The 12,278-nt window shown below is 61.2% G+C and carries 12 protein-coding genes and 2 pseudogenes; 5 read left to right on the forward strand and 9 right to left on the reverse strand.

The genetic code is table 11. The annotated features are described in order from the left end of the window. The first annotated feature begins 106 nt into the window (after positions 1-106). From LB535_RS22235 to LB535_RS22245, 3 genes are all read left to right on the forward strand, one after another. Positions 107-919, forward strand: coding sequence for a helix-turn-helix transcriptional regulator (locus tag LB535_RS22235; RefSeq protein WP_224633701.1), 813 nt, complete (start codon positions 107-109; stop codon positions 917-919). A gap of 144 nt (positions 920-1,063) precedes the next feature. Continuing rightward, positions 1,064-1,762: a GntR family transcriptional regulator gene (locus tag LB535_RS22240; RefSeq protein ID WP_224633702.1), complete on the forward strand. Its 699-nt coding sequence runs from the start codon at positions 1,064-1,066 to the stop codon at positions 1,760-1,762. 233 nt (positions 1,763-1,995) lie between these two features. Continuing rightward, complete coding sequence (locus LB535_RS22245) at positions 1,996-3,351, forward strand: glutamine synthetase family protein (RefSeq protein WP_224633703.1); 1,356 nt, start codon at positions 1,996-1,998, stop codon at positions 3,349-3,351. 19 nt (positions 3,352-3,370) lie between these two features. Here the strand turns inward: LB535_RS22245 and LB535_RS22250 are convergent, their stop codons facing one another. Further along, positions 3,371-4,012: a ThuA domain-containing protein gene (locus LB535_RS22250; RefSeq protein ID WP_224633770.1), complete on the reverse strand. Its 642-nt coding sequence runs from the start codon at positions 4,010-4,012 to the stop codon at positions 3,371-3,373. Between the two features lie 315 nt (positions 4,013-4,327). On the opposite strand from LB535_RS22250, the pseudogene LB535_RS22255 reads away from it, so the two are divergent. Then, positions 4,328-4,921 (forward strand): annotated as a pseudogene (locus LB535_RS22255) (SDR family oxidoreductase); the annotation flags it as partial. Between the two features lie 55 nt (positions 4,922-4,976). Here the strand turns inward: LB535_RS22255 and LB535_RS22260 are convergent. The 3 genes from LB535_RS22260 to LB535_RS22270 form a co-directional block, all read right to left on the reverse strand. After that, positions 4,977-6,887, reverse strand: coding sequence for a recombinase family protein (locus tag LB535_RS22260; RefSeq protein WP_224633704.1), 1,911 nt, complete (start codon positions 6,885-6,887; stop codon positions 4,977-4,979). Beyond that, positions 6,884-7,159 (reverse strand): hypothetical protein, encoded by a 276-nt coding sequence (locus LB535_RS22265; RefSeq protein ID WP_224530518.1) that lies wholly within the window; start codon positions 7,157-7,159, stop codon positions 6,884-6,886. The genes LB535_RS22260 and LB535_RS22265 overlap by 4 nt, the downstream gene beginning before the upstream one ends. A 168-nt stretch (positions 7,160-7,327) precedes the next feature. After that, positions 7,328-7,765 (reverse strand): hypothetical protein, encoded by a 438-nt coding sequence (locus LB535_RS22270; RefSeq protein ID WP_224633705.1) that lies wholly within the window; start codon positions 7,763-7,765, stop codon positions 7,328-7,330. Positions 7,766-8,249: 484 nt separating this feature from the next. On the opposite strand from LB535_RS22270, the pseudogene LB535_RS22275 reads away from it, so the two are divergent. After that, positions 8,250-8,418: pseudogene (locus LB535_RS22275) on the forward strand (helix-turn-helix domain-containing protein). 90 nt (positions 8,419-8,508) lie between these two features. On the opposite strand, the gene LB535_RS22280 reads toward LB535_RS22275, so the two are convergent. The 5 genes from LB535_RS22280 to LB535_RS22300 all read right to left on the reverse strand — a co-directional run bounded on the left by LB535_RS22280 (position 8,509) and on the right by LB535_RS22300 (position 12,226). Continuing rightward, positions 8,509-8,838 (reverse strand): hypothetical protein, encoded by a 330-nt coding sequence (locus LB535_RS22280; protein ID WP_224530515.1) that lies wholly within the window; start codon positions 8,836-8,838, stop codon positions 8,509-8,511. 25 nt (positions 8,839-8,863) lie between these two features. After that, positions 8,864-9,397: a hypothetical protein gene (locus LB535_RS22285; protein WP_224611204.1), complete on the reverse strand. Its 534-nt coding sequence runs from the start codon at positions 9,395-9,397 to the stop codon at positions 8,864-8,866. Positions 9,398-9,615: 218 nt separating this feature from the next. After that, entirely contained in the window at positions 9,616-10,137 is a 522-nt protein-coding gene (locus LB535_RS22290) for a VOC family protein (RefSeq protein WP_224633707.1), read from the reverse strand. A 215-nt stretch (positions 10,138-10,352) separates the two neighbouring features. Beyond that, positions 10,353-11,417 carry a dicarboxylate transporter/tellurite-resistance protein TehA gene (locus tag LB535_RS22295; RefSeq protein ID WP_140502873.1) on the reverse strand — a complete coding sequence of 355 codons (1,065 nt, stop codon included), beginning with the start codon at positions 11,415-11,417 and terminating at the stop codon, positions 10,353-10,355. Between the two features lie 98 nt (positions 11,418-11,515). Beyond that, complete coding sequence (locus LB535_RS22300) at positions 11,516-12,226, reverse strand: sensor histidine kinase (protein WP_224530512.1); 711 nt, start codon at positions 12,224-12,226, stop codon at positions 11,516-11,518. Between the last annotated feature and the right edge of the window lie 52 nt (positions 12,227-12,278).

Consider the following 12,278-nt stretch of genomic DNA (forward strand, 5'->3'; position numbering starts at 1 on the left):
CAGCGACAGCGTGAGGCAATGCCTTGACGCTAGCAGAGGCAATGCACCTGGTATATACCTCGCAGGTGGTATATTTAGCCGATTTTATCGTTTAGAGGGGTATGGATTGGCTGCTTCCCGCAGTGACGACTACAACGCCTTGGCCGCCGTGATCGCCGCGTCGCGCGAGACCGGCGGCGATCATTTCGGCAAGGCGATCGTCGGCTGGCTCAGCGGACATGTCCGTTTCGATCACTGCGTGATCTTCGGTTATCGGGGTGCCGCACGGCCACCGCTCCTGTTCGAGACCTTCTCGCCGGCGGAGAGCCACATCTTCGTCGCGCTCTACCAGGAGGGGCCCTATCTGCTCGACCCATTCCACCACGCCGCGGTCGAGCGCAAGGAGGGTTTCTGGCGCATGCGCGAGCTCGCGCCGGACCGCTTCTATGCCAGCGAATACTACCGCTCCTATTACAGCCAGACCAAACTTGCCGAGGAGGTCGGCTTTTTCGTGCCGCTAGCCGGCAAGGACGCGCTGGTGCTGTCGCTGATGCGGCTGCGCGCCACTGGGCCGTTCGGAACGGCGGATGCCAGGCTGCTGCGTGACATGGCGCCGGCGGTGATCGGTTTCTGCAAGCAGCGCTGGCCGTCACTGCCTGCCGATGAGGTGGCGCCCCAACCCTCCGGCGAAACCTTCGCGATGACCAACGAACTCGACCGGGCGCATATCTGGAAGAGCCTGTCCTTGACCTCGCGCGAAAAGCAGGTCGTCGACCTGGTGCTTCAGGGCCACTCCACGGAATCGATCGCCAGGGCGCTGCGCATCGTGCCGGGGACCGTCAAGGTCCACCGCCGCAACATCTACCGCAAGCTGAAGATCAAATCGCAGGCCGGCCTGTTCGCGCGCTTCGTCGAGATCATCGACGCTCGGATTGGATAGCGATCCCAGTCGCCCTTGCGGCGGTTCGCGTTGACCGTCTATCGTGCGGCCGAACGACCGGCCAGGTATCCCGGCGGCGACCAGCTATTCCCGCGTCGGACGTGACGAAACAAGTTTCAGGACCGATCAAGCAGCGCATCGCCAATGGCCGACAAATCGCAATTCGGACTGACCGCTGTCGATACCGTTCCGCTGCATGAAAAAGTCTATCTGGAACTGGTGCGGGCACTGATGTCGGGCCAGCTCCGGCCTGGCCAGAAGCTAACCTCGCGCAAGCTCGCCAAGGAGCTCGGTACCAGCGACATGCCGGTTCGCAGCGCCTTCATGCGGCTGCAGGCGCTGAGAGCGCTGAGCCCGATGCCGAACGGCAGCGTCGAGGTGCCGCTGATTTCCGCCGACCGCTTCCAGCAACTGACCGCCGTGCGCACGATCCTGGAAGGCGCGGCCACCGAGCTCGCGACAAAACTCATCAACGGCAACAATCTGCGCGCGATCCGGCGCCACTGCGCCGAACTTACCGAAGCCGCCCGCAGCGGCGGGATCGAAAACTATCTGCGCAAGAACTACGACTTCAAATTCTCGATCTACCGCCATTGCGGCAACGAGCAGATGATCTTTCTGATCGAGACGGTATGGATGCAGGTCGGCCCATTCCTGCGAAATCTGCACATCGGTTTCGAGGATGACCTGGCCGGCATTCTCGGCATCGACTATCACGAGGAGGTCGTGGCGGCGATCGAGGCTCATGACGGCGAAAGGGCGCGGGCCGCGATCGTGCGCGATATCGCCGAGGGCGCGGCCCACATCCTCGGCCAGGTGAAATTTCCGGAACTGCGCCACTGACAGCCAGGCGGGCCTCCGAATCCGGCTTGGCTTTCGCCGATCGGGCCGCTATGTTGCGATCGCAGATCGCACAATGTGAACCTGAAATGCCTCCCGATATCCCGGCTAATAATTTGAAAAGATGAAGGAAAATCGACCGGCACCAGCCGCGTTGGCCTTCACGAACTCACAAGCCGAAAATTGGATATCGTAGCCGGCAGGGCTACAGCACCCAGAAAAACAGGGGCTGGAAATTGAGCGATGCGATTGCGGACGTTTTGAACTGGCTGGACAGCAGGAAGGACATCCAGAGCCTGCGGGCGGCGGTGTGCGACCTGAACGGCATCATGCGCGGCAAGCGCATTCCGGTCGAGCAGGCGCGCAAGGCGCTCGAAGGCAAGCTGCGCATGCCCTACTCGGCCATCGGGCTCGACATATGGGGCGAGGACATCGAAGGCAACGCCCAGGTGTTCTCGACCGGCGACGCCGACGGGCTTTGCCATTGGACGGGGCGCGGCATATTGCCCGTCAACTGGACGGCGCATCCGACGGCGCTGTTGCCGGTCTGGTTGGCGGATGACAGCGGCGCCCCCTATCTTGGCGACCCGCGCCGGGCGCTTGCCCGCATCCTCGACCGCTACGCCGCGCTAGGACTGACGCCCGTCACCGCGACCGAGCTCGAATTCTACCTTGTCGACCCGACGTCGCAGCGGCCTGTCGGACCGGTCTCGCCGGTAACCGGGCGACGCCTCGATTCCGACGCGGCGCTTTCGATCGACGAGGTCGACGATTTCGAAGCCTTCATCCACGATATCTACGAAGCCTGCCGTATGCAGGACATTCCGGTCGACACCGCGATCGCCGAGAACGGCGTCGGCCAGTTCGAGATCAATCTCAACCATGTGCCCGACGCCCTGCGCGCCGCGGACGACGCTGTGCTCTTCAAGCGCACCGTCAAGGGCATCGCGCGCAAGCATGGCTTTGCCGCCTGCTTCATGGCCAAGCCCTATGGCGAGCGCGCCGGCAACGGTTTCCATGTTCATTTCAGCGTCCTCGACAGGCAAGGCCGCAACATCTTCGACGACGGCTCGGATCAGGGTTCCGACGCCATGCGCCACGCGGTTGGCGGCCTGCTTGCCGCGATGGCCCAGAGCACGCTGGTGTTCGCGCCGCATTTCAATTCCTACCGCCGGCTGCGGCCGCGATCCTATGCGCCGACGGCCGTCGCCTGGGGTTATGAAAACCGCATGGTGGCGATTCGCATTCCAGGCGGCCCGTCGGCCGCACGCCGCATCGAGCACCGCGTCTCCGGCGCCGACGCCAATCCCTATCTGGTGCTGGCGGCGATTCTCGGCGCGGCCTTGATCGGCATCGAGCGCCAGCTCTCGCCCGGTGAGCCGACCGGCGGCGAAGGCCAGGGGCTGACGCTCGCCAAGCTGCCGCCGGATTGGGCCTCGGCGATCGCCGCCTTCGAGGCGGGCCAGCGTGTCGCCGAAATCTTCCCGGACGTGCTGCGCGACGCCTTCGTCGCCTGCAAGCGCCAGGAGCTGAACACTTTCGCGCTCAACGTCAGCGACTTCGAGATCGAGACCTATCTCGAAAGTGTTTAGCCGACCTTGAGCCGGTCGCTCAGCGCGCCGCCCACGCCAGCCCTCGGCGCAGGATGGTGCGCATCTGCGGGACCTCGAACTCCGAGGCCACATGACCCAGCGAGGAATAAAACACGCGCCCCTTGCCGTGCCGGCGCTTCCACACCACCGGCATGACGACGCCGTCGATCCACGGCGCGTGGTCGCCGGAAAAAGTGGTGGTCGCCAGCACCTCGTTTGATGGATCGACATGCATGTAATACTGTTCGGAGCGGTAGGCGAAATCCTCGATGCCTTGCATGATCGGGTCGTCGCGCCGCGCCACGTTCACTTGATAATCGATGATGTTGCCGGGATGCGCGACCCACTGGCCGCCGCACATGAACTGGTAGTTCGTTGATTCGCGAAAAGCGTCGCCCATGCCGCCATGATAACCGCCGAGGCCGACGCCGTTTTCGACCGCCTCGGTCAGGTTCGCCTCTTCGGCCTTGTTAAGCTTGGACATGGTATAGATCGGCACGATCAGGCTGAGATCGGCGATCGCCGGATCGGCAAAAGCTGCCGTCGTGTTTTCGACGCGCACGGCAAAGCCTTCTTCCTCGAGCATCTCCTTGACGACACGGGCGCCGGCCTCGGGTTCATGCCCTTCCCAGCCGCCCCATACGATCAGCGCTTGCCGCATCTTTGTCTCCGTCAGTTTGGTTGCGTTCATTCGAGATCGCCAAGGGCGAATACTTGCGGGGATTTCGGACGTTAATGCACGTCAGCAAAAAGCCGGGGCGAGTCTACCCACAAATGGGTTTGCGACGAAACACGAAACCATTCGAACGCGGCGCGCCTTCGCGCCAACTCATCTTATGCGGCCTGTTGAAGCCTTACCCGAAAAATATGCCGGCGGGGAGGTGACATCCCGGTCGCGGGAACCAGATTGGGTCGAGGGCCACTGGTGCCCGGACAGATCCGTGATCGTCACGAAACGCACAGGAACATGATCATGATGATTCTCGCCTTCGGTGCAGCGGGAAATTTTGCGGGCAGCGTCATTCCCGCCCTTGCCGCTCGGGGCGCGCGCGTCCGTGCCTTCGTCCGCAAGCCTGAGCAGGCTGAACTGGTACGCCGTCACGGCGCAACCGAGGTTGCCATCGGCGATCTGCGCGATCGTGCAGCTTTGGATGCGGCGCTCAAGGATGTGGGCGCCGTCTTCTATATCGCCCCAGCCTTCATTCCCGCCGAGGCTGATGTGGGAAAGAAAGTCGTGGAGGCCGCTATCGACGCCGGTGTGCGCCGGTTCGTGTTCTCGGCCGTGATCCATCCGGTGCTTTCGGACCTCGTCAATCATGTCGCCAAAGCGCCGGTCGAGGAGGCGGTTCTCAACTCCGGCCTGGAATATACGTTCCTCCATCCGGCGCGCTACTTCCAGAACTACGCGGCATTCTGGCCCAAAGTCGTGAGGGAGGGCGTGCTTGCGGAGCCCTGGTCGTCCGGGACACGCTTTTCGCTGGTCGACTATCGCGATGTCGCCGAGGTCGCCGCGATAGCCCTGACCGAAGAGCGGCTGCTTTTTGGAACGTTCGAGCTCTGCGCACCTGGGCAACTTAACCGCCTCGATGTCGCTGCGCTGATGAGCGATGTGCTGGGCCATGAAGTTAGGGAGCGCCGCGATCCCGATGTGCTCGGCGATGTTCCTCCCGGCTTGCGGGCGATGTTCGATCACTACGATCGCCACGGCCTGCTCGGCAACCCACTGACGCTACGTGCGATCTTGGGCCGGGAGCCGCGGTCGCTGCGTGCTTATTTGGAGGAATTGGCGCAAGGCGATCCTGCCCGATCCGGCGAGCAAGGATGAACAGCCGGCCCCCATGCCACCCCAGCCGAATACAAAAACGGCCCGCGAGGAGCGGGCCGTTTTTTGTTTGGTTGCGGGGACCCGCAACCCGTTTTGTCATAACACCGTCAGACTCTTGATTTTGGTCGGGTTTGGCGAGTTCCAGGATGCCGAACAACTCGCCACGTAGCTCGGCATGAACCTCGCCGCGCTTGTCGCCGGGCGTGAGGACGATCTCTCCGATCAACGAGCGCAGTGCCTCGGACGCTGGACGTCCGTCCTCGTGGTCGGCGAGCGCTTGCGTGAGTTGCTCGACCCGCTTGCGGTAGAGAGTGGCGACGTTGGGATGCAGGTCCGGCACGTCAGTGGGCGCCACCGCCAGCCTCGCGGTGATCTCCGCCTTCTGCCTCTCCAGGTCTTCCATCCTTGCTTTCATCGAAGGTTGGTATAGGCCATCCTCGATCGCGGCCATGATGCCGGCGATGGCGCGCTCGATCTTGTCGAGTGCCTTGCGGTCCTGTTCGCCTTGCGCGCGACGCTCCTGGTTGAGGCGGTTGGTCTCCTGCGCATAGGCTCTGATCGCCTCGGCCACGGCATCGGCCGAGACGAGCCTTTCCTTCAGGCCTGCGAGGACGCGCCGTTCGATCTTCTCGCGGGTGATGGTGCGGCCGTTGGCGCAGATGCCTCGGCGCTGATGATTGAGGCAGGCATAGCGCTCGCGCGTGAACAGGCCGTAGCGTCCGCCGCAGCAACCGCAGGTGAGCAGGCCGGAAAGGAGGGAGACGGGCCGCTTCATCGTGTGCAGCTTCTTGGCCCGGGCCTTGCGCGTGGCTATCGCCACCGCCTCGAACTGGCTGGCGATGGATTTCTGCCTCTCCTTAACGGCCTGCCACAATTCGTCCTCGACGATCCTGAGATGCGGCACCTCGGTGCGAATCCATTTGGCAGGCGGATTGGGCCGCGACACGCGCTTGCCGGTGGCGGGATCCTTGACGAAGTGCAGGCGGTTCCAAACCAGCACGCCGGTGTAGAGCTCGTTGTTGATGACGCCGGTGCCCCGGATGACATGCCCGCGCACGCTGGTATCGCCCCAGTGCCGGCCAAGCGGGCCTGGAACGCTCTCCTTATTGAGGTCGACGGCGATTGCCTTCGGGCTCTTGCCTGCGGCGAATTCGCGGAAGATGCGGCGCACGATGGCCGCTTCCTCCGGCACGATTGCACGGTCGCCCCTTATGGGCTCGCCCGCGCCATCCAGTTTCTTCAGCACCCGGTAGCCATAGCACAGCCCTCCTCCGGCCTTACCCTTCTCCACCCTCCCCCGCAGGCCACGATGGGTCTTGAGAGCAAGGTCTTTCAGGAACAGCGCATTCATCGTGCCCTTGAGGCCGACATGCAGTTCGCTGATCTCGCCCTCGGCCAAAGTGACGATGGCAACGCCGGCGAATTTGAGATGCTTGAAGAGGGTGGCGACATCTGCCTGGTCGCGACTGATGCGATCGAGTGCCTCGGCCAGCACCACTTCGAAGCGGCCGCGCTGCGCATCGCGCACCAAATGCTGGATGCCCGGCCGCAGCACTGTGCTGGCCCCTGAGATCGCCGCATCCTCATAGGTTCCAGCCACGCTCCAGCCCTCACGCGCTGCCTGCTCGCGGCACAGCCTCAACTGGTCCTCTATGGAGGCATCCCGCTGGCTATCGGAAGAATAGCGGGCATAGACTGCGACACGAGTCATGGCGGCGGATCCTCTCTCCTATTCCCAAGGCGGTCGCCATCAAGCCCCCTGCCCTCTTCCTTTCGGCGGCCCGGCCGATTGTCGTTGGCCACCTGCCCCGCCTCGAATGCCTCCCGCGCTAGCCGCCGGCCGATCAGTCGGGCGATGTCCAACACGACACGATCCAGCTTGGCCGCCGCCATGTTTTCAGGGGGACTCTCGGGGCTGACGAGGTCGCGGTTGTCGTTCGCCGGAAGCAAAGCCTGTGGCCCGGTGCTGGTTTCCTCCGACATGCCGGTCGCTCTCCCAATAGTGGATCGACCTGCCATCGGGGACCTTTGGACGGCGATGAAAAGCACCAAGTTCATGTCGTAGGGCAACAGCGTGCAATCACTTGCGCCGTGCGGGTTCATCTTAATCGTCAGGGTCGGGGTTGCAGGCGACAATTGTAAGCGGGCGAGTCACAGGACCGCTGCATCGCCATAGTACTCCGCGTCTCCTTCTTCTTTCAGCGCCGCGACCAGCTTAACTGCGGACTCCCAATGCCTGGCAACATCGCGCCGCGTCTTTTCCCGGCTGCGGCGACCAACCGGCAAATCTCCCGCGATCGCCTTTAAGTCACGCAATACGGAAGCTATGTGCGGCCACGGGAAGTCGGTTGGGTCACCAATATCCCGATCGGCACCCAGGATCATTTCTAATTTGGCGATGACGCCGACGAGCGATGTAGCCGCGACTTCAGGGATTGAATCCTGAAGCTTCAGAGCTTCGGTCATCGCAAAGACCTCGGCTTCGCAAGCTATGAGATGCTCAGAGTCTAGACCCGTAGTAGACACTGATAGTTGCCACGACATCGGCTCGCCCGCGGTCAATACCTGAATTCCGGTATTGGCGAGCATTCGCGCCTCCATCCGCTGCTGAATTCGACACAACAGCAATGAGGCATATCGAGCTCGTTGCCACTCCCTCCATAGTCCCAAAGCGGAGTCTGTGGCTTGGGACTCCGGCCTCTCGAGCTCATCGCGTTGGCGGCCGATGACGAAAGGCAAAGTCGTGGTATTGTCGGAATCAACCATGATCCGAGCTCCAAACAGCTTGGGTTGTGGTCAGGCCGAGCGACGTGTTCGTGCACGTTGTTCGGCCGCAAATCGAAAACCACAATTTACGTACATACCGTACATTACGGACATACTCATTGTCAAACACGCCGGATACTATTGATAACAAAACTGAGCGCTTCGAGCTGCGGCTTACGAGCGACTTGCTTGCCCGCGTTGACGAATGGCGCCGAAATCAGCCCGATCTTCCCACCAGATCGGAGGCTTTCCGCCGACTTGTAGAAGCTGGTCTAGGCTCTAAGACAACCGGTAAGCTAGGCGGCACATGACTCAAGAGGAGTTGGCAGAGCGCTCCGGTCTGACCGCCCGCTATATAGGTGCCATTGAACGCGCTGATGTTTCGGCAAGGCACGGTTCTTGGGCGCATCGCCGACGCGCTAGGAATGGAGCCGGAAGCACTCATTCGCAACGCGAAAAGCGGTCATTCTGAATAGGCCCACGCATACGCCGCTCGCGAGCGCGCCGTAAACAGTGCTGTAGCGAGCGAGCGGCGGGTTTGCGCCTCTTTTGGTTGTTCAATTGGTTTATGGCGTTTGCCAAAAGGGGACGTTTCCGATAGGCCGCAATGAGCTCGAGGCGATCGCGGCGAGCACCGCTTGCCGCTTCGGCAAAATCGGTTCATCGGGAGCGAACTGAGCGCAAGCCAAGGGCGTATATGCAACGGTCACCGCCATCACGAGTTCTCTCGCCAGTTCGCTATCAGCCATGTCGTCGGTCGCCGTGCAGGCCAGTTCGCCGATCCTCATGTCATGAAACTCGTTGTTACTGTTTTCAGCTTTTATGATGGCGCGCAGTTTAGCCAGAGCCGTGACCCGATCGACAAGCTGCGTTTCGGGATCGTGCAGCAGTTGCAAGCCGTGAACCTCCTCGAGGCGCTTTTCATCTGGCCATTCCCTTGGCAGCACGCTTTGATCGCGGCATTGCTGGCCGCCCACCAAACTCGGCTGCGGAGTATACCTCCTCCGACGGTTTTCGATCCGGTGGGAAGCCCATGTCGTGCCACCCTTCGACCGCAAACGAGCCCTCTGCAGCTTCCACGGCTTTTATTCGGGCGCGATCCAGCACTTCCTTTGCCGCTGCAATACCGCGCGCCCAGCGCCGCCCGATCACATTATGATTGATTGCGGAATTCACACGCTTGTCGCACTCTTCGCGCTTCGTAGCTTTCGAGGAGGAAAGGCTATGTTGTATCCCGGCCAAGTCGTCACGAGTGACGAACTCGACATGCTCACCCGCGTCTACAAGACCATCAGCCAGGAGCGGCATATTCCGGCTGACAGCCCGCGATGCGAGAAAGTGGCGGCTCACATTTTCAAGCTCTTCATGAACGGGCTCACGGACGAGGATGAACTGCTGTTTGCTGTGCGTAACCGCGGCCCTCTTGTACCGGCCCACCAGATCGAGCAGGTACACGTGAGCTAGTCGGTATGCGCTCCGGCACCGGCTTCCGCGCTTCACGCAGCAGCTTAACCAGCAATTCGTCCCACTCCCGCTCATAAGCGGCGGGGCAACGCGCTTCATACTCCGTCATTTGCCCACTCCAAGCAGGCCGTTACTGCGGGCTCTGGCGAGCGCAGCCATTCGCTGGCCATGGGCAGCCTGGGATCTGGTTCCAAGAATTGATGACACGCTCAAAACGTCCGCTTTGCGCCTGATGTCGGCCATTGGAGCCAGCTTGCCCCCGCCCGTAAGCAGACATCGCTGCTCAAAAAGTTAGGCATGGGAGCCGCGGGAGGCGAGAAAAAGCGGCAGCCGGCGTTCTGTACGGGCCACGTCTCGCCGTACTTCTCCATCGGCTCGGTAATGAATTCAGCACCTCGGGCTTGCCATAGTTCATGGCAGCCGTGGATATCGGCAACGCGAATGTTCAGAAAGCTGCTGGCTAAATTGGGATCGCCGGGAACATCAAGCATGACGGACGGTTTGTCGGGGGTAGGCCCACCCCCGACGTTTACGATCAGCCAAGTATTCGCGATCTGAATGTAGCCGGGCGCACCACTGCTATCTCCCAGGCTCAGAATGCGGCCTCCGAAGACCTTCTCGTAAAACCGCGCCGAACGACCGATGTCGGCCACTGTCAAAAAAAGCGCGACGGTAAAGCCCTTTTGCGGGGGCATTGCATAGATTTGATCCGCTACGATTGCTTGGGTCATCCGGGACTCCCATTGAGACAAGGTTCAAATCTTCGCGACCTTCCTTGGCTGCCGATCCTGCGCGGGCGTCTCCTTTGCAAATCGGCAGTTGTGAGCAGCCCGTGGCAAGGGAACGTCGCAGTGCCGACCGAAGCACCTACCAAGTCGCGGCCCTTCAGACCCACGAAGCACGGCTATACGTGGCCGCTATTGCAGGGCGGAATTTGCACACGGGATCATTTCTCCTCCTGGGCGACAGGCAGTAGAGAACCGGAGATAGCCGAAATGATCGTTCTGACGGTTAGCCACAGGATAAGCAGGTTGACGCCAACAAAAACCGGCAGAGCAAGGACCGTCGCAACATTCGTGTCGCCTCGAACAGCCAGCTTTTCAATTGACGTTGCCAATGCTGTGGCCCCGAAGCTGACACTCCAAAGTCCGGCGGAGAAGCGTCGTAGGATCCGTGAGAGAATGGCGCCAACGACAATTGCTTGCAGAAGCGCGTAACCCACGAGGGAGTGGACGAACACGTCTCCAGCGGTACCCGACAAATCAGCGTAGGCCAGTGAGCACACCGCCGGCGGCGCCAGTTGGACACCCATCGTCGATCGGATCTGGCTGGCTAGCGGCTCACCAAAATAGAGCCGGCCAAACAATAGCGATTCGGTCGCCAGCCATGAGAAGAGTCCCGCCCCTAACGCCAGCTCGGCCCAGTCAAACCAGCCAAATGTCGACAAGCCAATACTCAGGACAAAAGAGGCCGCGGCAACCGGCAAATATAGGGCAGGGGTCGCGTCGGACATCGAAATCGTCCCCCGCCAGATCATTTGGGTCCGCCAGATGCCGTAGCTTGCTGCGAGCACACCTCCCGTAGAAAGCAGCACGACTGCCCCAATCTTGCTGTAGGGCAACATGCTCACTGCAGTGAGCATCATGCCGACGCCCGCCAGACCAGGGAAGCAATTCTGAACGGGATTGGCGAGCTCTGCTCGCAGCGCCATTGGAGCCAGCGACAACTTCAGAATGTAGAGCGTCAGAAGGACTGCCCACAGACACGCCGCAAGCAACACCAATGCCACAACAATCCCCTCCGGAGCCGCCCAGAGCTGATGCGCTAACTGCCACGAACCAGCGAAGGAACTTGTCCCCAGGCCGATCGCAAAGAACGAAGCGGGAAACCGCGCTATCAGAGATTTTTCCATGGGCGGAGGGATCATCCCCTCGTGCGCGGATGCCACCGCTTCGTCCAACGCCAACCCACTCAGTGGTGTGATGCCTTCAGATATGGACGGCTTTTCCATTGTTGCTCCTCACGGTTTCCGGCTCGTGGTGATAGGGGATTGTCACAGCACACCCGGTGCCCGGCCGCAGTCGCGATTGGACCGCTCGCAGTGCTTCGTCAGCTTGTTGCGGGCAATCGCAATGTCACGGTTGTGCCCATCCCGAGTACGCTCTCGATATGGACGCTTCCTCCGGACTCTTCGGCGAAACGTTTCACCATCGGCAGGCCGACACCGCCAAAGCCACCGCCCTTTGTCGTGAAGAAGGGATCAAATGCCCGGACCACTGTCTCGCCGGTCATTCCAATTCCGCTGTCCCGAATGCGAATGGCGACCTGACGAAGGCTTTCCGGGGCAAAGGCGTCGATCGAGATCAAACCGCCGTCAGGCATTGCGTCACGAGCGTTGAACACAAGGTTCAGGACCGCGTTCTGCAAGCCTGCCCGATCGCACCTTACCAAAGGGAGGTTGGAATCTACCCGAAACTCAAAACGAACATTTTCATATCGAGCACTTCGGACAAGAGATTCGATCTCGACCAGGCACACGCTTATGTTCGCATGCTCGACATTGCCCTGAATCTCCCGGGCCGTCTTGATCGTCTGCCTGACAAGGCCGCCCGCTCGATCCAACGCGGTTCTGGCACCGGCAATTACAATATCAATTCCCGGAACCGCTGAGATGCTGGGCTCGCGAGCCAGATGGTTCAACGCAGAGGAAGCCACCTGGATGAGATTGCCGAGGTCATGGACCACCCCCGCCGTGGATAACTGCGAACGCACGCGACCCCCAGGAACGACGCCTGGGCTGAGAGACACGTCATCATCCATCTCTGGTCCTGACATTCCATTCCTCCGTTTGCCCGGTCGACAGTTCTTGCGT

The organism is Mesorhizobium sp. CA10 (assembly GCF_020165285.1).
In the GTDB taxonomy this organism is placed as follows: Bacteria; Pseudomonadota; Alphaproteobacteria; order Rhizobiales; family Rhizobiaceae; genus Mesorhizobium.